20 protein-coding genes are annotated in these 26,102 nt (G+C 59.6%); 3 read left to right on the top strand and 17 right to left on the bottom strand.

Features of this window, described 5'->3' with window-relative positions; all coding sequences use genetic code 11:
• Positions 1-5: 5 nt before the first annotated feature.
• The 4 genes from ACP3RB_RS03870 to ACP3RB_RS03855 all read right to left on the bottom strand — a co-directional run bounded on the left by ACP3RB_RS03870 (position 6) and on the right by ACP3RB_RS03855 (position 5,344).
• Positions 6-200 (bottom strand): ubiquitin-like protein Pup, encoded by a 195-nt coding sequence (locus ACP3RB_RS03870; protein WP_426699491.1) that lies wholly within the window; start codon positions 198-200, stop codon positions 6-8.
• Between the two features lie 215 nt (positions 201-415).
• Entirely contained in the window at positions 416-2,227 is a 1,812-nt protein-coding gene (gene dop, locus ACP3RB_RS03865; protein ID WP_426699490.1) for a depupylase/deamidase Dop, read from the bottom strand.
• Positions 2,228-2,337: 110 nt separating this feature from the next.
• Positions 2,338-4,164, bottom strand: a complete 1,827-nt coding sequence (gene arc / locus ACP3RB_RS03860) for a proteasome ATPase (RefSeq protein ID WP_049349601.1) — start codon at positions 4,162-4,164, stop codon at positions 2,338-2,340.
• Between the two features lie 136 nt (positions 4,165-4,300).
• Entirely contained in the window at positions 4,301-5,344 is a 1,044-nt protein-coding gene (locus ACP3RB_RS03855; protein WP_426699489.1) for a tRNA (adenine-N1)-methyltransferase, read from the bottom strand.
• A 277-nt stretch (positions 5,345-5,621) separates the two neighbouring features.
• Between ACP3RB_RS03855 and ACP3RB_RS03850 the strand changes: the two genes are divergently transcribed.
• Positions 5,622-9,047: a type ISP restriction/modification enzyme gene (locus ACP3RB_RS03850; RefSeq protein ID WP_426699488.1), complete on the top strand. Its 3,426-nt coding sequence runs from the start codon at positions 5,622-5,624 to the stop codon at positions 9,045-9,047.
• 249 nt (positions 9,048-9,296) lie between these two features.
• On the opposite strand, the gene ACP3RB_RS03845 is transcribed toward ACP3RB_RS03850, so the two are convergent.
• From ACP3RB_RS03845 to dnaJ, 13 genes are all read right to left on the bottom strand, one after another.
• Positions 9,297-9,767, bottom strand: a complete 471-nt coding sequence (locus ACP3RB_RS03845) for a GCN5 family acetyltransferase (protein ID WP_426699487.1) — start codon at positions 9,765-9,767, stop codon at positions 9,297-9,299.
• A gap of 124 nt (positions 9,768-9,891) precedes the next feature.
• Entirely contained in the window at positions 9,892-10,014 is a 123-nt protein-coding gene (locus ACP3RB_RS03840) for a hypothetical protein (protein WP_314729420.1), read from the bottom strand.
• A 1-nt stretch (position 10,015) separates the two neighbouring features.
• Positions 10,016-11,332: a cysteine--1-D-myo-inosityl 2-amino-2-deoxy-alpha-D-glucopyranoside ligase gene (gene mshC, locus ACP3RB_RS03835; protein WP_314644510.1), complete on the bottom strand. Its 1,317-nt coding sequence runs from the start codon at positions 11,330-11,332 to the stop codon at positions 10,016-10,018.
• A gap of 157 nt (positions 11,333-11,489) precedes the next feature.
• Entirely contained in the window at positions 11,490-12,338 is an 849-nt protein-coding gene (locus ACP3RB_RS03830) for an undecaprenyl-diphosphate phosphatase (protein ID WP_049334200.1), read from the bottom strand.
• Between the two features lie 221 nt (positions 12,339-12,559).
• On the bottom strand, positions 12,560-13,462 hold the full coding sequence (locus ACP3RB_RS03825; protein WP_426699486.1) for a hypothetical protein: 903 nt from the start codon (positions 13,460-13,462) through the stop codon (positions 12,560-12,562).
• Positions 13,463-13,634: 172 nt separating this feature from the next.
• On the bottom strand, positions 13,635-15,383 hold the full coding sequence (gene leuA / locus ACP3RB_RS03820) for a 2-isopropylmalate synthase (protein ID WP_296704020.1): 1,749 nt from the start codon (positions 15,381-15,383) through the stop codon (positions 13,635-13,637).
• Positions 15,384-15,796: 413 nt separating this feature from the next.
• Positions 15,797-17,233: an LCP family protein gene (locus ACP3RB_RS03815; protein ID WP_426699485.1), complete on the bottom strand. Its 1,437-nt coding sequence runs from the start codon at positions 17,231-17,233 to the stop codon at positions 15,797-15,799.
• A 186-nt stretch (positions 17,234-17,419) separates the two neighbouring features.
• Positions 17,420-18,559, bottom strand: coding sequence for a GTPase Era (locus ACP3RB_RS03810; RefSeq protein ID WP_424826310.1), 1,140 nt, complete (start codon positions 18,557-18,559; stop codon positions 17,420-17,422).
• Between the two features lie 125 nt (positions 18,560-18,684).
• On the bottom strand, positions 18,685-20,184 hold the full coding sequence (locus ACP3RB_RS03805) for a hemolysin family protein (protein WP_426699484.1): 1,500 nt from the start codon (positions 20,182-20,184) through the stop codon (positions 18,685-18,687).
• A 9-nt stretch (positions 20,185-20,193) separates the two neighbouring features.
• Entirely contained in the window at positions 20,194-20,715 is a 522-nt protein-coding gene (gene ybeY, locus ACP3RB_RS03800; protein ID WP_005505992.1) for an rRNA maturation RNase YbeY, read from the bottom strand.
• Between the two features lie 3 nt (positions 20,716-20,718).
• Complete coding sequence (locus ACP3RB_RS03795; RefSeq protein WP_426699483.1) at positions 20,719-21,858, bottom strand: PhoH family protein; 1,140 nt, start codon at positions 21,856-21,858, stop codon at positions 20,719-20,721.
• 154 nt (positions 21,859-22,012) lie between these two features.
• Entirely contained in the window at positions 22,013-22,786 is a 774-nt protein-coding gene (locus ACP3RB_RS03790) for a 16S rRNA (uracil(1498)-N(3))-methyltransferase (RefSeq protein WP_426699482.1), read from the bottom strand.
• A 183-nt stretch (positions 22,787-22,969) separates the two neighbouring features.
• Positions 22,970-24,106: a molecular chaperone DnaJ gene (gene dnaJ / locus ACP3RB_RS03785; protein WP_426699481.1), complete on the bottom strand. Its 1,137-nt coding sequence runs from the start codon at positions 24,104-24,106 to the stop codon at positions 22,970-22,972.
• Between the two features lie 248 nt (positions 24,107-24,354).
• Between dnaJ and ACP3RB_RS03780 the strand changes: the two genes are divergently transcribed.
• Positions 24,355-25,224, top strand: coding sequence for a DUF3097 domain-containing protein (locus ACP3RB_RS03780; RefSeq protein WP_426699480.1), 870 nt, complete (start codon positions 24,355-24,357; stop codon positions 25,222-25,224).
• A 274-nt stretch (positions 25,225-25,498) separates the two neighbouring features.
• On the top strand, positions 25,499-25,918 hold the full coding sequence (locus ACP3RB_RS03775; RefSeq protein ID WP_426699479.1) for a DUF4870 domain-containing protein: 420 nt from the start codon (positions 25,499-25,501) through the stop codon (positions 25,916-25,918).
• Positions 25,919-26,102: the final 184 nt, after the last annotated feature.

The raw sequence follows: 26,102 nt of genomic DNA, 5'->3' as shown, positions 1-26,102 counted from the left end.
GCCGGTTACTCGCCGCCCTTCTGGACGAAGCCGGTGACGAAGTCTTCAGCGTTCTCAGCGAGCAGGCCGTCAATTTCGTCGAGCAGGTCGTCGACCTCGCTCACGTCAGACACCATGTGCGAGGCGGCGAGGGTCAGTTCCTGCTCCTGCTCGGCTGCGGTGGTTTCGGTCTGCTGTGCGCTGATGCGTTCGCGGCTCATGGTTCTCTCCTCAAGGGGTTTTCGGTTGTGGACAAATAAGTTTTGAGTGGGGTCGGATGCGGGGTGTAAGGGGTGGGGTGAGGGTTTTGGTACCCCGGTCTTACTGCACCCTACCTGTGGGTTATGTGGTTTTCACTCTTCCGAATGGGGGTATTCGCCCCGGGGAAAAATGTGAGTTGATGTGGGTTTAGGGGTGGTGAGGTGCTACTAGCGTACTAGCGCAGGCGGTTCAGCAGCTCATCCGAATGGTTCACCTCATCCAGCAGCGGTTCCACCTCGGCGGCACCGTACCGGGTCGGCTCCATCATCGTAAAACGAGTCAGATCCTTCGAATACCTGCCACGGCAGGACACCGTATCCCAGTTAATACCCAGAATCTCCTCGGGCCAGCGGGACATCAGCGTGCCGCGCAAAAACGCGCGCGTCTCACGCGGCGGCTCAGTCGTCGCACGCTCCACCTGCTCCGCAGAGAACAGCGTGCGCATACGGCCACGCGCCACCAGACGGTGATACAGGCTCTTCGACGGGTCAATATCAGCGTACTGCAAATCCAACGCCTTCAACTTCGGATTCGCATAATCTACGCCCTGAGCGACATAGCCGCGCACCAGCGCATACTTCGCCACCCAATCCAGACGATCCGCCAGCGAGAGCGGGTTGGTTTCCAGGGCGTCCAGAACCTCGCCCCACAGATCAAGAATCTGTGCGGTTGCAGCATCCACACCCGCCGGGTTCGACTCCTCGTGCGCACGGGATGCCTCATAGTAGGCGCGCTGAATCTGCAGGGCGCTCGCAGAACCACTCGTGGACACCGGGTTTGGCAGGGTTGCCGAAGACGGCGCCAACGGCAGCTGAACCGACAGCGACAAATCGTGGCTGACCGCGTGCATCGCCGCCACCGGATCGGACAGGCGCACACCCGGCAGCACCGGGTGCTGCTCGCTGTGCGACTCAATCAGATTCATCACCAGCGCCGCCGTACCAAACTTCAACAGGTTCGAATAGTGCGAGAGGTTCGCATCCGCCGGAATCACGTGCAGGCGGCGGTACTTCGACTCATCCGCATGCGGCTCATCGCGCGTATTCACAATCGGGCGGCGAATCGTGGTCTCCAGACCAATCGTGCGCTCAAAGAAATCAGCACGCGAACTAATCTGAAAACCCGGAACCTCACCGTGCGTACCAATACCCACACGGCCCGCACCCGTAAAAATTGCGCGGGTCGCAAAGAACGGCAGGAGCGCATCCGAAACCTGCTCGAACGGAACATCACGGCTAATCAGGTAGTTTTCGTGGGCGCCGTACGACTGGCCCTTCGAATCGGTGTTGTTCTTGTACAGCTTCACCTGCGGCAAATCCTGCGCGTGATTGCCCAACTCCACCAGCGACTCGTACGCCAGCGCGTCACCGGCAGCGTCATAGAGCACCGCATCGGCGGGGGTCAGAACCTCCGGCGACGAATACTCCGGATGCGCGTGATCCACATACAGGCGCGCACCATTGGGCAGAATCGCGTTCATGGTCACGCGGTCCCAATCCAGACGCTCCGGGAAACCACCGCGACCGTGCACACCGGCGAGCGCATCCAGGGCACTACGCGGCTCGGCAGGCTCACCCGGTGCCTGAACGCCCGCCTCACGCATAATCTCCAGGGCGATATCTTCGCTGGTCAGCTCGGTGCGGGTGTGCGTCATCTGGCTCGAATGGGCGGTGGAGGCGTCCTGCACCTGACCGAAGGCATCACGCAGCGGCGACTCGGACTCACCCAACCACTGACCTTCCGGGGTGGCGGTCGAGTAGTTCTCTGCCTGGCGTACCTGCTCGGCGGTCAGCTCATCCGCCAGGGCGCGGCGCTGTAGCTGCTCACGGAAGGCGGCGCCGCGGCGGAATGCCAACTTGGCGTAGGTGTTGACCACCAGTGCGGACAGCACGGTCGGGTTGGTGCCCGGCGCGGAGGGGGCGATGACGCCGTACTCGGTTTCGGCACCCATAATGCGGTGCACACCGTAGCTGGGGGTGGAGTTCATGGGGTTCTCCTGAAAAGTTCTATACCATCTGAAGGCTCTGGACCTGCGGTAATACTGAGGTTAATGCGGGATAAGCGCCCGGCTCATGCTTGTAGTGCGGGAGGCGCGGCTTAGCGCGGCGGCTCCACCGACACCAGACGGCCACGCACACCGGCAACGGTGAGCGCATCCTCAATATCGGGCAGCGGCGGCAAGTCCACCTGATCCTCAAACTCGGCGCGTACCGCCTCCAGCAGGTGGCGGGTACCAATACCCACACTCGAAGCGTCCGCGCCGGCAGTCAGCGCCTGCAGCTGCTCCTTAATCGCCGCCTTCTTCGCGCGGTCCACAATATTGCGAATCACCGCACCCGAAGCGAAATCGCCGCGGTACAGCGTGTGAGTGGACAGGTTCGCGCTCGCGCCAGAACCAACGACCATGGAAGAATCCACGGTTGCCACAGCGTACGCCGTGGAGGGGGTGCGCGCGTACAGCTGACCTGTCGCCGCCGCAATCATCGCGGTCAGGGCGGCGCGGGTCGAGCCGGCGGCTGCCACCTCCGCAGCGTCCAGGGGTAGGTCCTCGGTCAGGTACAGGCCGAAAATCTCTGCCGCACCGGCGGCGTCCGGGCGGTTAATGCGGATCTTCAGGTCGAGTCGGCCCGGGCGCATCACCGCGGCATCAATGAGGTCTTCACGGTTGGTCGCACCAATAACGATGACGTTCTGCAGCGACTCCACGCCGTCAATTTCGGCAAGCAGCTGCGGCACGATGGTCGTCTCAATATCGGAGGAACGACCCGAACCGCGCATACGGAACAGCGACTCCATCTCGTCAAAGAACACGACGACCGGGTGACCCGCCTCCGCCTTCTCACGGGCGGCAACGAAAATATCGCGGATCTGACGCTCGGTCTCACCGACGAACTTATCGAGCAGCTCGGGGCCCTTAATGTTCAAGAAGTAGCCGCGAGTAGCCGAACCCGGGTTCAGTGCAGCCGCACGAGCCGCCAGGGAGTTCGCCACAGCCTTAGCAATCATGGTCTTACCGTTACCGGGAGGACCGTACAGCAGAATGCCCTTGGGCGGTGCCAGGTGGTAGCGCTCAAAAATCTCGGGGTGCAGGTACGGCAGCTCCACCGCGTCACGAATCTGCTCAATCTGCGCGCCCAGGCCACCAATCTGCTCGTAGGTGACGTCCGGAATCTCTTCCAGCACCAGCTCCTGCGAACGGGAGGCGGGAACCTGCGAGGTCAGCATGCGGGTGCGAGTGTCGAGGGTGACCGCATCACCGGTGCGCAGCTGCTCAATGTCGAGGGAACCAGCCACACGCGCCACCTGCTGAGCACCCGAGGACGTATCAACCAGCACGCGCTGCTCATCCAGCACCTCGCGCACGGTCACCACGTCACCGAAGGGTTCGGTGTCCAGGGCGAGCACCGCCTCCGTCTTGTCGTTGAGCAGCACGGTCATGCCGGGGGTCAGCGTGGACAGGTCGATGAGCGGGGATACGGGAATACGCATCATACGGCCGCTCACCTGCACGTCCAGGTAGGTGTCAATCTCGGCGGGAGTCTTATCGTCAGCGACCTGCTCGTAGGTCATGGTCTGACCCTCATGCACCGCCAGCACAATCGCCGAATTCAGCGGCGGCATGACGTTCTGCGACAGGGAGGCGCGCAGACGCTCCACCTGGTAGCGCATGCTGGTGATTGCCTCAACGAGCTTGCGGTTCTTCTCCCCCGCACCACGAATCTGTCGGCTCATATTGTCGCGGGTTGCCTCCGCCGCGGAAAGTCGACGCAGCACGGCATCATACTCCTGCGCGCTGACGGGCTGACTGCCGGGCAGGGAGGTCGACCCGAAAGCAGCCGAGTAGTGCGGTGCCGCGCTGGCTGCACTGTGGGCGGTGCCGTACTGGGGGGTTCCTGCCTGATCTGCAGATTCGTGGGTGGACACGGTAGCTCCTTTAGCTGTTCGTCCTAATCGGCGGCTACTCGGTGCGGGTGGTTGGGCACAGTGAGTATCCTGGTGAGTGCACTGCGGGGGCTCCAGGCAACGCCCGTGCCCCCGCAGGTCAAAGGTGGTTCATCAATTATTCAGCAGACTCGATGCCGTTCTGTTCGAGCGCAATCTCGTTCGCGCGTGCGGCGTGAGCGGCGAGGTTCTTCGCATCGCGTGCGGCGCGGCGAATCTTCTTATCGGTCACCTCACGCTCACCCACGTTCATGGGAATCCACGCGTTCATATCCTCTTCAGAGAAGTCAGTCTTGGACGCGCGACGCTTCGGTGCCAGGCGTACCGCACCGTCAGCGAGGCGACGAGCCACGACCAGGAACGCGGTGTGTGCCACCATGCGGTGGTCGGGGCGGACCGCCAGACCCTCCACGTGCCAGCCGCGCACAATGGTTTCGTCACATTCGGGTTCGGTGAAGCGGCCGTCCAGGCGCATACCCTCAACCAGGCGGGACATCTGGGTCACGGTCGCAACGTAGCAGATGAGCACGCCGCCGGGTGCGAGCGCCTCCGCCACGGCGTCCAGGCACTCCCAGGGTGCGAGCATGTCGAGCACGACGCGGTCGACGCTGCCGGGCTCTTCAACCTGCGGCAGGGTGTCCTGCAGGTCGCCGATGCTCAGCTTCCACGCCGGGTGGGGGCCACCGAACATGGTCTCGATGTTGCCGCGGGCGACGTCTGCGAACTCTTCACGACGTTCGAAGGAGTGCACGCAACCGTAGTCGCCGACCGCACGCAGCAGCGCGATGGACAGTGCGCCGGAACCGACGCCTGCCTCGACGACGCGTGCGCCGGGGAAGATGTCTGCCTTGACGATGATCTGGGCGGCGTCCTTGGGGTAGACGACGGCTGCGCCGCGCGGCATGGAGAGCACGAAGTCCTTGTAGAGGGGGCGCAGCGCCTGGTAGAGGATGCCGTGAGTGTTGGGGATGACGGTGCCTTCGGGTGCGCCGATGAGGTCGTCGTGCTTGAGGAAGCCCTTGTGGGAGTGGTATTCGCCGCCTTCGGCGAGGGTGATGGTGGTGATGCGGCCGCGTTCGTCAGTGATTTGGACGCGCTCGCCGGGGCGGAAGGGGCCGCGGCGGTTGATTGCGCCGGTGGGGGTGGGGGTGCCGCTGCTCACGGGGTGATTCTCCTCGGGTTTGGGTCAGTCTGTGCTGTTCGCGCTGTGCGGCGAACTCGGGTACGGAAAAAGTCCTTTTCTATTTTAGCGGAGTCTGCAAATTGGCTGTGGCGTGTTCCCTCGCAAGCGTGATAGGGCGGCGGCACGGATGGAGCGATGACCACTGAGCAATGGGGGCTACTTATTTTTTGGTTAGACTTGATGAGAGTCCGTGGAAATCCTCTGCGGGCAGAAACACCTTAGTGCCCACGAATTATGGGGCAAAGGAAAGAGTATTATGACTGATTTCAACTCACTGATTGCCGAGTTCGGCGATCAGGTGCGAGAGAACCTGGGCTTTGGGGAAGGTGAACCGGAAGCTCAGCTGACGAACCCGGTAGCTACCCTTCTGAAGGGTTTTGGTGCTCTGCATTCAATGGAAGTTCAGACCGTCCGTGAGACCTCGCTGAAAACAGCGGGGGGGGGTCTAGTTTCTGAGGGTCTGGTTCGCCCTGATTACGCCATCATGGTCGATGGTGTTTTGACCGGTTATGTGGAGCTGAAGGCCCCGGGTAAGAACATTGACCCCGATTCTTTCACTAAGAAGAGCCACGAGTATAAGCAGTGGCAGCGTCTGCGGAACCTCCCAAACCTTTTGTACACCAATGGCACCGAGTGGCGTCTTTATCGTTATGGTAAGCCTGTACCGACAGGCTCTGAGAAAAACGATAACGCAGTAAACATAAATGCTGGTTCAGTCATTATCAAGAAAAAGCGTGTTCTATTTCCTGAAAAAATTACATGGACTGCTCCAGCCAATCTGGCTACCCTTTTCCTGAATTTCTTGCGCTGGGTACCGGCTCCTATTACAAGCGCTGACCGACTGGTGGAAACCTTGGCGCCCCTGGCAGCACTGCTACGTGAGGAGATGCTCTTGGGTCTTGATGCGCAGGAAAAGACCTATAAAGCGGATCAGGCGAAAGCTAAGAAGAAGGGCGAGGAGGACCTTCTGATCCCGTCTAAGTTGGTAGGTCTACGTGATGACTGGCGTGATACCCTCGCCCCCGGCACGAGCAACGAGGAATTCGCAGATAGCTTTGCTCAGACGGTGGTATTCTCGCTGGTCGTTGCACTATCTGAGGGGCATAATCTCAGCATTGAATCTCTATCAACTATGGCTAATCGATTGCGTTCTCAGCACGGTCTGCTGGGTAATGCGCTGGGTTTGCTCACCGAACATCTGGACGAGAAGAGCTCCCTGTATAACGCTCTAGCCGTCATTGTGCGAGTCATGGGCGCTGCCTCCTGGGAATATATCTCCGGGGGAAAGGCAGATGTATATCTGCATCTTTACGAGCATTTCCTAAGTATTTACAATCCTGAACAACGCAAAAAGACCGGTAGCTACTACACCCCCGTTGAGGTGGTAGACCAGATGGTGCGTCTAGTGGATGACGCCCTGCGCATCTACCTGGGTAAGGAGCACGGTCTGGCGAGTGAGGGTGTGTCCGTAATTGACCCGGCGATGGGTACCGGCACCTATCCTCTGTCAGTCATGCATAAGGTAGCGAAGACGGAGAGCCTGCCTCCTACCGCGCGTACTCGCGCTCTGAATCGTCTGGCAGAGAACCTGTACGGATTTGAGTTGCAGTCGGGTCCTTTCTCCGTGGCTGAGTTACGCCTCAACCAGACTCTTAAGGAGCTGGGCGCTGAGGTTCCCAAGGATGGTTTGAACCTCTATGTGGCAGATACATTGTATGATCCCTACTCAAGGGCAAAGCCTATGAGTGGTAATACTCTACGCTTGCTCTATCAGTTGTCGAATAAGGCAACCAGAGTAAAGCGTGAGGTCCCCATTCAGGTGTGCATCGGCAACCCGCCCTACAAAGACAAAGCGCAAGGTATGGGTGGCTGGGTTGAATCTGGGCACCGCTACAAGAAAAAGGATAAGAAAGAAAAAAACTCTCCCATTCTGGACGACTTCCGTGCCCCCAGTATGGGCAAGTACGAGTATGTGCTGAAAAACCTGTACGTCTATTTCTGGCGTTGGGCTTTTTGGAAGGTCTTTGAGGATTCTTTCCGTGCTTTGGAAGGTCAGCCTGATAGCGCTCAGCGTGCGGGTGTGGTCTGTTTCATTACCGCAGACGGCTATCTGAATGGACCCGGTTTTGCGGGAATGCGCGAGTACATTCGCCGCTCTTCTAGCCGCGGATGGATTATTAATGTGACCCCTGAAGGCCTACAGCCTCCGGCGGAGAACGCTATCTTTGCCATTGAGACCCCGGTGTCCATTGCTCTTTTCCTACGGGAAGAAGATACCGATGAGGAAACTCCCGCGGATATTCGCTACGTTGCCCTGCACGGTACCTTTGCTGAGAAAACGCAAGCCCTCGCTGCCCTCGACCTGGACGGTGCAGAGTTTGAGCCGGTACGTTCCGGCTGGGGCGATAAGTTTGCTCCCGAAGCGGGTGGTGACTGGGATAGCTACCCTGAATTGCCTGATTTCTACCTAGACCATTTTCCTGGGATTGATCCTTCTAGGTCGTGGGTATATGATCCTTCCTTGTCCATTTTGGAAGAACGCTGGGCTGAACTGATTGAGGGCACCGATTTGCAGGTACGTGCTGAGCGTTTTAAGAAAACTGATAGCACCAGTATCTTCGCAGGTAAAAAACCGCTTCCCGGAGAAGATACTTTCCAAGGAAGTCATGAAAGCCTTAACGACCAGATTGCTCGCGAGGTTATTCCGGATGCGCCGAATATTGTACCGGTAGGATATCGTTCCTTTGACCGTCAGTATATTTTGGCTGATGCTCGTCTAATTCACAGGCCCTCACCCAAATTATGGGAATATCGCATTCCTGACCAGATTTTTATTGTGGAGCAACACTCACGTCATCCCAAAGCGGGACCTGGTCTCTACATCAGCTCGTTGATCCCAGATAAAAACTCTTTTAAGGGAAGTGAAGGCGGACGAGTTCACCCGGCTTTCGCTGTCGATGGTTCTCCTAATCTTACCGAACCGACGGCACGGCTCCTCAGCCAGCGCTTCGGAGCAGATGCTCCCGGCGATCTCGTCTACTATCTGGCTGCACTTACGGGGCATCCCGGCTATGTGCGCACCTTTGACAAGCCACTCCAGCAGGCGGGTATTCGTGTGCCTCTCACCGCTGACCCTGCGCTCTGGGAGCGCGCCGTTCAGCTCGGCAAGCAGGTTGTGTGGTTGCACACTTACGGTGAACGCGGTGAACCCCTACCGGGTATGAAATACCTGCACCAGCTGCCCAAAGATGCAGACTATACCCTGCCGACCCCGACGGTAGACATGGGCAGGACCATGCCGGAGAAGAAGCCCAGCTTCTCCCCCGACCCGGTTAATAGCCTCTCTGAGGAGGAAAACAACCCAGTAATGGGCACGGTCTCCTTCGGTAAGGCTCGCTGCGAGAACGTGGAGAAACGCGTCTTCGACTACACCATTGGTGGCAACCAGGTGCTGGGTCTGTGGGCTAAATACCGCCTTAAGAAGCCGGCAGTGCGCCGTAGCTCCTCACTCAACGATATTGTTCAGCGAGAATGGCCGGATGCCTGGAGCGAAGAGTACGAGCGTCTGCTCTACACCCTCACGCACCTGGTGCACCTGGAACCCGCTCAGGAGAAGCTTCTTGATGAGGTTCTCGCCGGTGAACAGATTTTCCGCGAGGAATTTGTAGACACCGAAGACTAGCCATTCAATAGCTGCCGGTATCGGGTTCTACAACCGGTTAAACGCAAGGGGTGGGTGGCCCTGGAGTTATTCCAGAGTCACCCACCCCTTTATACGTATGCCTCTTTAGCAGGGCTACACCCAGGTAGGCTGTGAGAATATTGCACACTAGCGCGCTTCCGCTGAATATGGCTTAGATGTTGAGGCTTTCTACCAAATATGGATACAGACTTATACGGGATAACACTATCTATTTCAGTAGCTAAACCTCTAATTACTAATCTCCCTTGAAGCAAAAAGTTTCATGGGGTTGGTCTCTTCCTTATCTTTAGGGGGATAAAAATACCACCCAATGCCCGCCCAGAAATCATCGGCACCTTTTGAAAAAGCGACAAGAGGTAGTTCTGAATATTTTTCTGTCAGCAATGCGGTGAACGTTTTACCGTAACCCTGCCTACGAAAACCCGAGTTTATCTCAAAAAACCAGATCTTTCGACAACGTACGGCAGTGGTAATACCAACATAATCAGGAGATATATCCCGATAGGTAATTTCTGCTCGGCCGATTTCGATACCGTCTTTTAGAAGCTGTACATAAGCAGTACCGTAATTTTCGGCATCAGCAATAGTATCTATTCTTGGACCATGCCACCACCCATCGTTAAACCCTTCAGTGCCATAGTCAAACGGTGAGACATAGTTTTCCATCTGTTTCAGAACTCTGAGTTCAAGTTGTTCCATGCGATTAATAATAATTGATGGCTAAGGTTTATCGCCGAGTACTCTAACCAGATAAACAGCAAGAGGGGTGGGTGACCCTGGACTATTCCAGAGTCACCCACCCCTCTTGTTGCTCTCAGAAGCCCTACGCTTCCCTCTGCGCCTCGTACGCGCGCACCTCAGCTAACATCTCTGCGGCGAGCGCATCGACCGTCTCACGGTCATACGGGCGAAGAGCGTACAGCTCCTCCATGACCGACGAAGCCATCTTAGAGGACCACGCCCAGGCGTGCCGCCAGGATGTCACGCACCAGCGCGCCACCGCCGACGGTGGTGTCCGCCAGAGCCTTCACAGCCCACGCATCCACGGCAGCCAACGCCGCCGGAGCGTTCAGGTCCTCACCGAGTGCCTCACGCACAGCGGTGAGCAGCTCAACCGCCGCCTCATCGGTGACACCTTCGGAACCCTCACGGCCCTCAGCCACCGACACCGCATGACGGTACGTATCCAGGCGAGCCTTCGCGTGCTCCAGTAGCTCATCAGTCCAGAACCAATCCGAACGGTAATGCTGACCCATAATCGCCAGACGCACCGCGTTTGCATCCTCACCGGCCGCACGCAGACGCGAAACCAGTACCAGGTTACCGCGGGACTTGCTCATCTTGTGGCCATCCAAACCGACCATGCCGGTGTGCGCGTAATGCTTAGCGTGCGGGCGTGCAGACACAGCCCACGAATGGCCCGCACCCAGGTCGTGGTGCGGGAAAGTCAGGTCGTTACCACCCGCCTGAACGGTCAGCGAACCATCCACAAAACGGCGGGCAATCATCGTGCACTCGATGTGCCAGCCGGGGCGGCCCGCGCCCAGCTCGCCGGCATCCCAGCTCGGCTCGCCCTCACGCTCAACACGCCACAGCAGCGGATCCAACGCGTCACGCTTACCGGCACGGTTCGGGTCGCCGCCGCGCTCAGCAAAAATCTCCAGCATCTCGTCACGGGTCAGGTGGCAGACCTCGCCCGGCTCCCACGAGTAGCCCTCAGCGTTCGCGGGCAGCTCACGCACAGCCTTCAAGTCCAGGTACACGTCACCGTCAGGATGCACCACACCCTGCTCGTCCGTGAAACCGGGCACGCGGTACGCCAGGCCGCGGCGCAGCAAATCCTCAATCAGCGGGAACAACCACTCAATGGACTCCACCACACCCACATAGTGCGCCGGCGGAATCACGTTCAGCGCCTTCATGTCGGTGCGGAACAGCTCCGTCTGATCCTCAGCCAGCTCACGCCAATCAACGTTCGTGGCGGTCGCACGCTCAAGCAGCGGGTCGTCCACATCGGTCACGTTCTGCACGTACGTCACCGGCACGCCCGCATCCAGCCAGGCACGGTGCAGTAGGTCAAAAGCAACATAAGTGGATGCATGACCCATATGCGTCGCGTCGTACGGGGTGATACCGCAAACGTACAGGCTCGCCGCCTTATCCTCCTGAACCTGAACAATCTCACCGGCAGAAGTATCAAAAATACGCGGCAGCGCAGCCTGACCGGGCAGAGTCACAGAGGCGGGGGCATCCCAAGCTCGCATGGGTTTCCTTTCCGTAAAAACGCCCACACCGGTGGACGCGCCACACCCGCCGCCCGGCCTAAGGGCATGCGGGTGCCAAAAAATCTACTCCAATAAGAATACCCGCCCGTGAGAAACTCACGGACGGGTATGTCATATCACGCTGAGGGCTAAAGCCTTAGAACGCCGAAGAAGTAGCGTTCAGAACGCCAGTGCCCAGACCAACGAAAATCAGGATACCGAGCGCAATGCGGTACCAAATGAAAATGCCGTAGGACTTCGAAGACACGTACTTCAGGAACCAGCCAATCATCAGGTAACCCACCACGAACGCGACCAGAGTCGCAACAATCGTCGACGGGATACCGTAGAAGCCGGTCGCCTCCTCACCGGTAACCACCTTAAAGGTCTTGTACAGACCAGACATGAACACGGCGGGCATAGCCAGAAGGAACGAGTAACGCGCAGCTGCCTCACGGGTGTAACCCATGAACAGACCCGCAGTAATGGTGCCGCCCGAACGGGAAACGCCCGGAATCAGTGCCAGCGCCTGCGCGCAACCGTACAGCAGGCCGTGACGGAACGTCAGGTCCTTCAGCTCACGCTGCTCGCGGCCAAAACGGTCCGCAAGACCCAGGAACACGGCAAAGACAATCAGCATGGTCGCCACAATCCACAGGCTACGGAACTGCGTGTCAATGTAGTCTTCCAGCAACAGACCCAGAACACCGATGGGCAGGGAGCCAATAATAATCAGCCAACCCATGCGGGCATCCGGGTCGTTGCGCGGCACGCGACCGGCAAGAGCACCAAACCACGCCTTGACAATGCGCACAATATCGCGCCAGAAGAAAATCAGAACCGCAGTCTCAGTACCCAGCTGGGTGATTGCGGTAAACGCGGCGCCCGGGTCAGCCTTCTCCGGCAGGATCTGGCCAACAATGTTCAGATGCGCCGATGACGAAATCGGCAGAAATTCGGTCAGGCCCTGAACGAAGCCCAAAATAATCGCTTGAATCCATTCCACGGTTTCAAGGATACCGCAGGCACACCCGCCCGAGACGGCTCACGGAAGGTGATGTGGAACCTCCGCAAACCGCCCCGTCCACACTGTGAAACGCTCGGGGTGCCGGTTTGGGCGGTACACCGCGGTGCATCTACGGCTCATACACGGTTCAAGGGAAGCCGCGCAAACACCTCAAATGCGTGTCAACGGCGTGTCAAATGTGGGTCACAGGCGCAAGCGTACTAGTCGCACGACCAGTCAAAAACACCGGTCTCAAAATCAAAAACAGCGCTACCGCACCCAAAATTCAGCACATCAAACTCATCGAACTCAATATAACGAGCCGTCATGCCCTCCGGCAGAGCCTGCGCATAAAAATGAGTGCCGCCCAGGTGAGTACCCACCGCAATCAGCGGCTTAGCCCACTCAAACCACTCCGAATCCTCCGAGTCCCAATCGAAAGGACTCAGATAACCGGTATCCGGGTCAACATTCTCAAACACATCACTGGGGACCTTACCGGCATTCGGGTCATCCGTCGGAACCCACCCCACCAGAGCAGGCTTACGAGCCAGCGGCTGCTGCTGATCCGCCAAAGCCCAGGCGCTGAAGCTCTCCTCCTCGCCACGATGCTCACCGGGGCGGCGCACATCCTCAGGCGGCTGTGTGCGGGACGAGAACTCCTGCTCGTTCAGGTACAGCACCGCAAACTCAGCATCCAAAATATCGCGCAACAGAAGCTGATACGGATGCACCCGAGCCTGCGCATACTGCACCTCAAACGGGTCATCACTGGCAGCATTAGCAACACCTTCAGTCGCCTCATCCTCAGCGAACTGGCCATCACCAGCGAAGAACGAGAACGCCACCACGCCCGGGTACTTCTGCGCATCCGGCAGGTACTCCTCCGGCAACCTCACCGTAAAAATATGCTGCATCGGCAAACCCGTAAACGTGCTGCGCGGCCACTGATCCTGCTCAATACCGGGACCAGTCGAACCCACCCAGCCAGCCTCCCACACCTCGGGGGAACCGGCAGGCAGAGCAGTATCATCACCACCGCGCAGCTCATAATTCCAGGCACGAGCAGAAGAATCGGTGCCCGCCGCATCAACGGGGCTAAACACCATCGCGTAGCTTTTCATGAGAGTTCCTCTCTGCAGATTATTCGCCCCACAACCCGCCAACGCACACAATACCTGAGCACATTAAACGCCTAAGGGGCGGGATACATACTCCCAGTATGCATCCCGCCCCTTACATCATGCACGGTTAACGGTCACCCGCAAACCGCGCACAAAGCATAACGGTCATCGCCTACGCCTGGCGCTCATCACGCAGCGCACGGTTCACAGCCGAAATCATCGCCTTCAACGCCGCACGAGTAGTCGAGCTGTCCACACCGATACCCCACAGCACGCGAGAACCAACAGCAGCCTCAACGTAGCAAGCAGCGTTAGCAGTCGACGAAGCCGACATGGTGTGCTCCGAATAATCCATCACACGAATATCCACGCCCTCACCCGAAAGGATGTTCTGCAGAGCATCCACCGGGCCGGTACCCGAAGCAGAACGAGTGTACGTGTGACCATCAATATTCAGACCAACACGCAGAGTCGTCGCACCGGTATCAGCCGAATCAATATTAATCGACTCAATACGGTACTTACCCCAACGCTTCTCAGGATCAGCAGCGGGCAGATATTCATCCGCGAAGATGTTCCACAGCTTCTCACTGGTCATCTCGCCACCCTCAGCGTCGGTACGAGCCTGAACAATCTTCGAGAACTCAACCTGCGCACGACGCGGCAAATCCAGACCATGATCCTGCTTCAGCAGGTACGCCATACCGCCCTTACCGGACTGCGAGTTCACACGAATAATCGCCTCATAGGTACGACCCAAATCGCGAGGATCAATCGGCAAGTACGGAACCTCCCAGTACACCTCATCCACGGTCTTACCCGCCTCAGCAGCGGTACGCTCCAGAGCCTCAAAGCCCTTCTTAATAGCATCCTGGTGAGAACCAGAGAACGCAGTGAACACCAGGTCGCCACCGTACGGCGAACGCTCGTGCACCTTCAACTGGTTGCAGTACTCAACAGTCTTACGGATACCGTCAATATCAGAGAAATCAATCTGCGGATCAATACCCTGGGTGTACATGTTCAGACCCAAAGTCACCAGGTCAACGTTACCGGTGCGCTCGCCATTACCGAAGAGACAACCCTCAATACGGTCAGCGCCCGCCAGGTAACCCAGCTCAGCAGCAGCCACGCCGGTACCGCGGTCATTATGCGGGTGCAACGACAGCACAATGTGCTCGCGGTGGTTCAGATTGCGATGCATCCACTCGACCGAGTCGGCGTACACGTTCGGGGTAGCCATCTCAACGGTAGCGGGCAGGTTCACAATCAGCTCGCGGCCGTTCTGACCAATCTCCAGCTCCTCAGCCACAGCGTTCACCACGCGAGCCGCATACTCCAGCTCGGTGCCGGTGAAGGACTCGGGCGAGTACTCGTAGATGACCTTAGTATCAGAAATCATCTGCTCTTCGTACTTGCGGCACAGGCGCGCACCCTGCAGGGCGATATCCAGCACGCCCTCCTGATCCTGGTTGAACACCACGCGACGCTGCAGCACGGAGGTCGAGTTGTAGAAGTGCACAATCGCCTGCGGTGCGCCCTCAATCGCCTCAAAAGTGCGGGCAATCAGGTGCTCACGCGCCTGCACCAGAACCTGAATGGTCACGTCCGAAGGGATGTGGCCGTCCTCAACGAGAGTACGTACAAAATCAAAGTCAGTCTGCGACGCCGAAGGGAAACCAACCTCAATTTCCTTGTAACCCATCTTCACCAGCAACTTGAACATGGCAAGCTTACGGTCGGTGTCCATGGGGTCAATCAGCGCCTGGTTGCCGTCACGCAGATCCACTGCGCACCAGCGCGGAGCCTTCTCAATGACCTTATCCGGCCAGGTGCGGTCCGGCAGGTCAACAACAATCTGCTCGTGGAAAGGGCGGTACTTGTGTACCGGCATGGGGCTGGGCTTCTGGTGGTTTTTCATGATGAATTCCTGTTGGTTGGTCCGTCTCGCTCTACCCCAAATGTGGGGCTCGTACCGTGCCGGGTATCGGTCCCCGGCAGCCGTGGTCAAGGCGGTGCATCAGAAAGGATGCGAAGGTGAGATGCCGCGTCAAAAAGCCGGAACGGTTGCGGCAGATTCTAGCGTGCCCCGTTCCGGCGAATAAGCAGCAGGTTCACTGCCTGGCGGGTAACCCCGCGCATGCTCTCACCGACAATAGTCATACCTCCACGCTATCACAGGCGCCGGAGGCGGTGGCACAGCGCACGGAGTGCCGTCCATCATCTGGAAAGAATTAACGGCAAAGGGGCGCAGCCACCATTTCTGGCGCTACGCCCCTTCACTCACTATTCACGCATCAGCGCTGTGTTCTACTCGGTTCTACTAGCTACAACCTAGTAGGCGAAAGCAGTCTGGCACTTGTTCTGATCAGCAGTCTGACCGGTCGCGTTACCCGCAATCGCAGCCTCCTGCTTCTCCATCGCCTCACCGGACGGGAAGTCAGTACCGATCGTCACCGACACGCCCAGAACCTCTTCGGTCGCCACCACGCGGGTCACGTTCAGCTTCGCGGCGATTTCCTTCGCCTCCGCCTCGTAACCGGTCGAGTAGAACACCGTGGTGAAGTTCGTCGGGTTAGCGGAGGTACCCGGAGTAACATTCGAGTAGCCCAGGCCCTCAATCACCGAAGAAATCGTAGCCGAGCGGCCATCCAGACCGGTCGCGTTGTACACGCTCACCGGAACCGTACGATCAAGCTGAACCGGAGCGGCTGCAGTAGCCGGCGCCTCCGGAGCCTTCTCCTTCAGCGACTTATCATCACGCAGACGCTGGAACACATTCGCAGCATCCGCAGAAAGCTGCAGGCGGTTCGCGTCCTGGCTCCACGGCTCAGTCGGCACCGTCGCAAACACAACATTCGACAGGTCCACGCCACCAAGAGTCGCACCAACACCCACCAGAGTGCTGATATTAGCCAGGTTCTTATCCACCGTCACGTTCTGAGTAATCGCCTCAGAAATGTTAATCAGACGGCCCGGATTCGACAGAGTACCCTCGCTCTTCACCTTACGCAGCAGCGAAGACAAGAAGCCCTGCTGAGCCTGAATACGACCAATATCGGAACCATCCGAGAAGCCGTGGCGGCTACGCAAGAACGCAAGAGCCTGCTCACCCTCAACAGTGGAAGTACCCGCAGGAAGCTTCAGACCACTGTACTCGTCATCAATCGGAGCGTCCACACACACCTGAACGCCGCCAACGACCTTCGACAGCTCCTTCACAGCGTTAAAGTCCACCAACATGAAGTGGTCAATATTCACACCGGTCAGCTTGCTAATGGTCGCCACAGTACAACCGGCACCACCGCGAGACAGAGACTCGTTAATCTGCACGTTCTCCTCAGCCGGGTACACGGTGCCGGTCTCAGGATCAGTACACTGCGGAACATCGACCATCAAGTCACGCGGGAACGACAGCACGCTCACGTTCTTACGGTCCTTGCTGATCTGCAACAGCATCATCACGTCCGCGCGAGCCTCAGAATTGCGGTCATCCTCATCACCGTACGCCCCGTTATTACCCTTACGGGTATCGGAACCAATCACGAGAATGTCCAAGGCGCCGTTCTCCAGGCCGTCCTTGTAATTGCTGATGTTCAGCTCCTGAGTATGCAGATTATTGCGCATACGCAGAGCCACCACACCACCGTAGCCGACAACAACGACGAGCATGCAAGCAACGAGCAGAGCAATCCACTTATTGCGGTTTGAAGTCATGACCGTCGTGCGCATATGACGACCGGTGCTTCGTAAACGAGGTGCCTGGGGCATACCTTTTCTCTTTCTGCCGGTGAGCAAGTGCTTTCTCAGAGTAACACTCTTCCCTATGAGCGCCGAATGAGAGTGAAAAGTTTCACCCGGAGGCATGCACATATTTCCGCAAGCCACCGGGTGAAAACAAGGAGGCGCGACCGCCTCTCGGAGTAGTCCCTCAAGGCGATGCGCTCAGGAAAGCTACTAGAATCCCAGGCGGTTCAACGCACGCGCGTCAGACTGCCATTCCTTCGCAACCTTCACATGAATATTCAAATAAATGCGGGTACCGAGCATCGCCTCAATCTGCTCACGAGCCTTCGTACCAATCTTGCGCAGATTCGAGCCGCCCTTACCGATAATGATGTACTTCTGCGACTCACGCTCCACAAACAGGTTCACGTGCACATCCAGCAGCGGGTTATCCGCCGGGCGGCCCTCACGGAACTCCATCTCCTCAACCGTCACAGCAATCGAGTGGGGCAGCTCCTCACGCGCACCCTCCAGGGCGGCCTCACGCACCAGCTCCGCGATAAGGGTTGCCTCCGGCTCATCGGTCAGCTCACCATCCGGGTACAGCGGCGGCGACAGCGGAGTGTACTGCGCCAGCAGGTCAGCAACCGCAGACACCTGGAAATGCTTCACCGCAGACACCGGGATAATCGCAGCCCAGCCGCCCTTACCGTCAACCGGCATCGGCTCAGCAACCTCACCGGCACGGCGCTTAGCCGCAGGACCCGAACCTTTCGCGAAAGGCACAGCATCATTCTTGCCGCCCTTACCCTTCTTCGCACGATGCGCGGCGCGCTTAGCACGAGCCGCACGCTCAGCGCTCATGACCTCCTCGCCGAGCGCCTCAACAGCAAGCAGCTGCTCACGCAGCTCCTCGGAGCTCACAGTGTCAGCCTTCGTCACAATAGCAACCACCGGCTTATTGCTCGACGCCACCAGCTGCGAGGCAATGTAACGGTCACCCGGACCGATCTTCTCATTCGCCGGAATGCAGAAGCCCAGCACATCCACCTGCGAAAGGGTGCTCGCCACCAGGTCGTTCAGACGCTCACCCAGCAGAGTGCGGGGGCGGTGAATACCCGGGGTGTCCACCAGAATCAGCTGGTACTCGTCCTTGTGCACAATACCGCGGATCGTGTGGCGGGTCGTCTGCGGACGGTTCGAGGTAATAGCCACCTTCTGACCGACCATAGCGTTCGTCAGAGTAGACTTACCCGCATTCGGGCGGCCCACCAGCGACGCGAAGCCCGAGCGGAAATTCTCCGGGTAGGTCGGCAGCGGGGTGCTCAAGTCCAGCATGCTCAAATCGAGCGGGGTGTACTCCTGGTCCATGTGTTTCTCCTTGTCAAACCCCGTGCGGGGTATGGGGTGCCAGCCTCATCTGCCTGCGCCTTTTCTGGGCGGGGCGGCCGACTCAAAGCGTGTTAGGGAAGATGCTGTGCATCTATGTTCGGTACCTAGCGGTTGCCGTGCGTATCGGTGGCAGGTTCAGCCTCTGCAATATCTCCCGGAAGATCCGGATGCGCGTGCGGCTCAGCCACAGCGGGCGGCTCGGTATCCACGGTGAGGATGTCAGCAACCTCAGAGGTCAGGGAATGAGACTCCGGTGAACTAGACTCCGAGGAATTAGACCCCGAGGATTCCGGGGAACCTTCAGCGTTCTGCTGCTCATCACGAGGCGGCTCATACCACGCCTGCAGCATATCCACCTGGTGGCGGCGGCCCGACGAACCAATCGCACGAATATGAATGCCGTCAATCTCAATCTCAGAACCGATAATCGGCACCATACCCAGATGCTTAGCGAGCAGACCGCCCACCGTATCAACATCTTCATCGTCGAGTTCACGGCCGAAAATCTCGCCCAGCTCATCAATACCCAGACGGGCAGAGAGACGGAACGTGCCGTCATCGTTCAGCGTGTACTCGGGGCGCTCATGGTCGTACTCATCAGAAATGTCGCCGACCAGCTCCTCGATCAAATCCTCAAGGGTAATCAGACCGGCGGTGCCGCCGTACTCGTCAACAATGATCGCCACGTGCGTGGACTCGCGCTGCATCTCACGCAGCAGGTCCATGGCGCGCTTCGACTCGGGCTCAAAACGAGCCGGGCGCATCAGCTCAACTACGGTCGGCAGGGCGGTACCCTCCGGAGACTCCGAATGCAGGATGAAGGCGCGCATCGCGTCCTTCAGGTAGAGCACGCCCAGAATCTCATCGCTCGAATCACCAATCACCGGCATACGCGAATAACCCGAACGCAGGAACAGGCTCAGTGCCTCACGCAGAGGGGTGTCACGGCTGGCGGTGAGCATGTCGGTACGCGGAACCATGAGCGAACGGATGCGGGTATCGTCCATCTCAAAGACGGACTGCACCATCTGCGCCTCGTCGTCCTCAATGGTTTCAGCATCGGAGGCGCGGTCCAGGAACTCGCGCAACTCCTCCTCATCGAACACGCCGACCGGGGCCTCAGCCGAACGTTCCGGCGCCAGGCGCACACTGAGCTTATCGAGCAGACCGGTCGCCGGGCTCAGCAGGACTGACAGGTAGTGCACCGGGCGAGCCAGCACACGAATCGACGCAACCGGGCGGTTACGACCCACCGAACGCGCCAGCACGTGCAGAATCGGGTAGCCCACCAGCGCAACAAATACGAGGGTCAGCACGGCGGCGAGCGCGTGCACCTCGACCAGGTTCAGCAGGCAGGTCATGGTGGCGAGCACCGCGGCGGCTGCCGCAATGAGGCGGGTCAGGCGCAGCGGGTGCGTGTACACCTCGGAGTCACCGTCGAGGGTGCGCTGCAGGACGCGGGCGCCGAGGGTGTCCGGGTGTGCCTCCACCGCTTCCTCAGCCTCGTTGTGCGGCAGGTAGGTGAACGCGGTTTCGGCGATCGCCGCGACCACGGTCAGACAGAGCGCAAGAACGGCGAGGAGGGCTGTGAGTAGAATATCCACGCCGCTCCCCTAGTGTCGGGTTTCGACCGGTGCCGGGCGGCCCAGGAACTCTTCGAGGATGGAGCGCTGAATGCCGAACATTTCAGCTTCCTCTTCGGCGGTGCCGTGGTCGTAGCCGAGGCAGTGCAGAATGCCGTGGGTGGTGAGCAGGCACAGCTCGTCGAGGGTGCTGTGGCCCGCATCTGCGCCCTGACGTGCGGCGACGGGCGGGCAGAGGATGATGTCGCCGAGCATGCCGCTGGAGGGGTTTTCGGGGGTTCCGGGTTCCAGCTCGTCCATGGGGAAGCTCATTACGTCGGTTGCGCCGGGCAGGTCCATCCACTCGATGTGCACGCGTTCCATTTCGTCTTCGTTCACGATGGCGATGGACAGGTAGGTGTCATCGGCAAGGTGCATGCGCTTGAAGGCGTGCTCGACGAGGCGGGTGAGCACCTCGGTGTCTACCGCTTCGAAAGATTCGCGGATGAAAGCATCGGTTGCCGGGTCGGCACCGGTTGCGGGTTCTTCACAGTCGAATTCGATCTCTGCCACCGTTTAGCGTCCTTCCGGGGTGGTCTGTGCGTTGTTGGGGTTCTGCGCGGCGTCCTTTTCGGCGTTCTTTTCAGAGCCGCCGTTAATACCGGCGCGGTCCAGCAGCTTCTCGGCTGCGGCCTCGATGGTGGCGCGCTTGACCTTGCGGTTGCGCTTGCGTTCCATCGCCTTCTGGTCTTCGCCCCACTGATCGTAGGCGGACACAATGTTCGACACCAGGGTGTGGCGCACCACGTCAGAGGATTCCAGGATGCTGAAGTGAATATCCTCCACGCCCTGCAGAATGTTGCGCACCTGCTTCAGGCCGGAGGCGGCGCCACCGGGCAGGTCAATCTGGGTGATGTCACCGGTAATGACCATCTTCGAGCCGAAGCCCAGGCGGGTCAGGAACATCTTCATCTGCTCGGCGGTGGTGTTCTGCGCCTCGTCAAGGATAATGAATGCGTCGTTGAGGGTGCGGCCGCGCATGTACGCCAGCGGTGCGACCTCGATGGTGCCCGCCTCCATGAGCTTGGGGATGGTTTCGGGCTCGAGCATGTCGTGCAGTGCGTCGTAGAGCGGGCGCAGGTACGGGTCGATCTTCTCGTTGAGGGTGCCGGGCAGGAAGCCCAGACGCTCACCAGCCTCCACGGCGGGGCGGGTGAGGATAATGCGGTTCACTTCGTGGGTCTGCAGCGCCTGCACAGCCTTCGCCATGGCGAGGTAGGTCTTACCGGTACCCGCCGGGCCGATGCCGAAAATGACGGTGTTCGCGTCGATAGCGTCCACGTACTTCTTCTGGTTAATGGTCTTGGGGCGAATCGTGGTGCCTCGGGTGGAGAGGATGCTGGTGGACAGCGAGTGCGCCGGGTTGCTCAGCTCGTCGCCGAGCATACCCATGAGGCGGTGAATGACCTGCACGGTAATCTGCGTGTCGTGGCTGGAGAGCACGCGCAGTTCGTTCAGCAGCTTAGCGACGGTGTTCACGGCCTCGGAGGGGCCGGTAATGAGCACGTCCAGGTCCTTGGGGCGCAGGCTAATCTGCTCGAAGTAGTCCTCGATAATCGCCAGGTGCGCGTCCTGCGGGCCGAGCACGGCAATCATTTCTGCGGCGCTCTTGAAGGATACGGTGCGCGCGGTTGATAGAGGTCGGGAGGTAGTCATATGGGCTCCTTGGCTAGTGATGTATTTACAAGTATAGATGTGCGTGATGTGTCACGCTCGGGGTGGGCTCTATCAGCTGGGCTCTAGCAAGCGCTTTTACCGGCTGGACTGTGCCGGAGCTGGACTTGAGCGGCGGCGCTCTACCGGAGGTGCTCTACCAGCGACCCAGCACCACGTTCAGGGTGCACATGGCGGCAGACCCGGCGGTGGAGGAACGCAGCACCTCGTCACCGAGCAGTGCCAGCTGCGCGCCGGCGTCGGTGAAGAGCTGCACTTCGCGGTCGCTAATACCGCCTTCGGGACCGACGAGCAGGTAGATTTCTTCGGGCAGGTTCTCCGCCTCGACAAGCTTGCGTGCCAGGGTGCTGAGGCGTTCGGTCGCCTGCTCGTGCAGGATGAACACGGCGGCGGACTGCTCCGAACCGGCTACTTCTTCAATGAGCTCCACCAGGTCGGCGGTGCTGTACAGGTCGTACACTTCGGGAATGAGCGCGCGGCGCGACTGCTTCGCGGCGGCGGTGACGGTGTTCTGCCACTTGGTGTGTGCCTTGGAGGCGCGCTCCCCCTTCCACCGCACGATGGAGCGGTCCGCACTCCACGGAAGCACACCGTACACGCCCAGCTCGGTCGCGGTCTCGATGGCGAGCAGGTCGCGGCCGTCCTTCGCGAGCGCCTGCACCAGGTAGATGGAGGGCACGCTACGTTCCTCGCGCAGCTCCTGCACCTGCACGCTCACGCCGTCCGCATTAATGGAGGCGACCGTACCGAGTGCGCGGCGGCCGGTGCCGTCACCCAGGTCGATGCGTTCGCCGAGCTCAAGGCGCTTGACGAGGGCGTGCTTGCCTTCGGAGCCGCCCAGCGCGCAGGTGGCGCCGGGGGTGAGTGCGTCGTATTCTTCCGTGCTGATGTAGAAGATGGGGGCGCTCATGGTTCTCCTTGAGGTGCGGGTTGAAAGCGTGGGTGTGTGGGTGGAGTGTGAAATAGGTGTGCAGCTTAGCGCGGGCGCGTACAGCGCTTTCCTGTCAGCAGTACTAACAGCAGTGCTAACAGGAATGCGGCGGGTGCGGGTTGAGTACCGCACCCGCCGCATCCTCAGCTTGGTGTAGGAATCCTACTTGAACTGGTTCTTCAGGCGGGAGAAGAGACCACCGCGGTGCTTGACCTGCGAACCTTCGGTGAGGGATTCACCGCGCAGGGCGGCGAACTGGCGCAGCAGTTCACGCTGTTCTTCGGTCATGTCGGTGGGGGTGACCACCTGGATACGCACCAGCAGGTCGCCGCGACGCTCGGTGCCGAGCACGGTTGCGCCCAGGCCGTTGAGGGTGATCACGTCACCGCTCTGAGTGCCTGCGGGGATAACAACTTCCTGGTCGCCGTCGAAGGTCTTCAGCGGAATGGTGGTACCCAGTGCCGCTGCGACCATGGGGATGTTCACGGTGGTGGCCAGGTTGTCGCCCTCGCGGCTAAAGTACTTGTCGCGCTTGACGTTCAGATCAATGTACAGGTCGCCGTTGGGGCCACCGTACAGACCGGCCTCGCCCTTGCCGCGCAGGCGGATACGCGCCTGGTCGTGCACACCGGCGGGAACGTTGAAAGTCAGCGGCACGTCTTCACGGACGCGGCCCTGACCGTGGCATTCAGGGCAGGGGGTCTTGATGACGGTGCCGTAGCCGTGGCAGTCGGGGCATTCGACCTGCTGCATGACGGTACCGAGGATGGACTGCACACGGCGCTGCATGAAACCGTGACCGGAGCAGGTGGTGCAGGTTTCGGGCTGAGTGCCCTCCGCGGTGCCTTCACCGTTACAGGACTTACAGGTCACGGCGGAGCGACGCTCAATGGTCTTCTCAACACCGAACACGGCGTCCTGCAGGCTGATGGAGACGGTAATCAGGTCGTCCTGGCCCTGACGCATGCGGGATGCGGGGCCGCGGGCACCTGCCGCGCCGCCGGTGAACATGTTCAGCAGGTCCTCGAACCCGCCGAAGCCGCTGAATCCGCCGCCCGGGTAGCCGCCGCCTCCGGGGTAGCCTGCGCGGCCCTGTTCGTCGCCGGTGGTGTCATAGTTGCAGCGCTTTTCGGGGTCGGAGAGCACCTCGTAGGCGAGGGTGACGCGCTTGAACTCTTCGGCTGCGTCCTCGGAGGGGTTCACGTCGGGGTGCAGTTGACGTGCCTTCTTTCGGTACGCCTTCTTGATCTCTTCGGGGCTGGCGTCGTTCGATACGCCGAGAGTATCGTAGTGGCTCATGCGTTTCCTTCCTCTCGAGACGATGGCGGTGCTCGATGAGTGCACCGCCAACAATGGTCGTATCAATTCTAGGGGATACTACCCCCGACCCGATACAATAGCTAGGCTGAAAGGGGTCGCTCCCGCTATCCGCTTAATCTGCGGGGTGCCCGACCCCTGTTTTAGTTCCTCTGCCGGTTCTCTCTAAACTGTTCCGGCGTTGTCACCGCCCTACCGGCCCTGCCCCTACCGCCCCAAAGGAGAATACGTTGAGTACCCACCACTCCCCCTACGGCTGGGGTGCCCAGGATCTAAACGCCGCCCGCATGAGCCGCCAGGCACCGCCCCCGCGTAAGGTGCCGCTACGCCGCGGCCTGCTCATTGAGGATGTTAACGGCTGGGTGGGTGAGGTCGTGAAGGCTGAACGCATCGGCGGTGCTCTCTTCTTCGGACTCGAGGACGCGAAGGGCAGGGTGAAGAACTTCCCGCTGGGTCCTGGCTACCTGATTGAGGGTGAGCCCGTTGAGATTGTCGCCCCGGTGGCCGCGAAGGAGCCCAAGCGCACGATTTCTCGCTCCGGTTCTATCGCGGTGAAGAACGCCCCGGCTCGGGTGGCGCGCGCCTCCCGCATCTGGGTTGAGGGTCTGCACGACGCCGAGCTGGTGGAGAAGGTCTGGGGCCACGATCTGCGCGTTGAGGGCATTGTCGTGGAGCCGCTGCACGGCGTGGATGACCTTGCCGGCGCTGTTCGTGAGTTCGCGCCGGGGCCGGGCCGCCGCCTGGGTATTCTGGTCGACCACCTGATTGAGGGCACGAAGGAGCAGCATATTGTCGCGGAGGCGATGGCTGTGCCCGGTGCCGCCGGGCACGTAAAGATTGTGGGCCACCCGTTCATTGATATTTGGCAGGCAGTCAAGCCCTCAGTGCTGGGTTTGAAGGCGTGGCCGCAGGTGCCGCGCGGCGAGGACTTCAAGAAGGGCACGCTGCGTCGTCTGGGTCAGCCGCATGAAACGCAGGCGGATGTGGCGCAGGCGTGGAAGCACATCCTCTCCCGCGTTGACTCCTACGCTGACCTGGATCCGACGCTGCTCGGCCCGGTGGAATCGCTCATCGATTTTCTGACCGAGCCGGGCGCCTAACCCCAGCCTAACCGCACCCGCAACCCGTTATTCTGCCCCAGTCTGCGGGCGCAGGTGTGAGTTTGCTCAGAACCTTTCCCACGAGGGCATTATCCTGTGGGTTTTGCCCGCTAAAGCGGTACAATGGTTGAGCGTGTGGCATTGCCCCTGTGGGTTTTGCCGCAACATCACTACACTCTTAGGTCACCGCCGCTCAAACGATTTACCTCTTCGGAGGGTATTTCCACCGGCTGAGGTGATCGCCACAAGAAACTTCTATCGAACCAGGATTTTCGTGACTAACGATGTTCGCCCGGCAACCGGGCCTCAGAAAACCCGTAAGATTAGCGTGATTCAGGACCGCAACCGTGCGACTCTCGCTCACTTCGGCGGTATTCTCGGCATCATCCCTTCCGCAGCGGTTTTCTACGTCAGCCGCAATAACGCGCCCTTCGCTGAGCAGGAAGCTCGCGAGGCGATGAACTTCACCCTCCTGCCCTCCATTGCTCTGGTGGTGCTGTGGGTGCTGTCCTTCCTGCCCGGCCTGGGCAACATTGCTATGGTTCTGGGCGCGCTCGTGTGGCTGTTCATGGCTATTGCGTCGCTGCGTGCCGGCATTGAGGTGAACCGCGGTGAGCCGTACAGCTACCGCTTTAACCCGCGCCTGCTGGACCGCTTCTACTCCACCGAGAACGCAGAATCTACTGAGTCCTAAAACCGCGCTGATAGCTTTTACGATGAACGCCCCGCACGTTGTGTGCGGGGCGTTCAGTGTTTAAGTACTGCTGCTCTAGAGGCTATTGGCGGAGGCGCTACCCTGCGGGAGCTTTGCTTCCGGGCGCTTTTCTGTCAGGGCTTTTCTTTTGGGGCTTCTTTGCTCAGTGTGCATGAATTGCCGC

This window comes from Rothia mucilaginosa (assembly GCF_049990865.1).
GTDB lineage: Bacteria > Actinomycetota > Actinomycetes > Actinomycetales > Micrococcaceae > Rothia > Rothia mucilaginosa_I.
The sequence above is the reverse complement of the archived record's forward strand: the minus strand, read 5'-3'. Positions and strand labels throughout refer to the sequence as shown.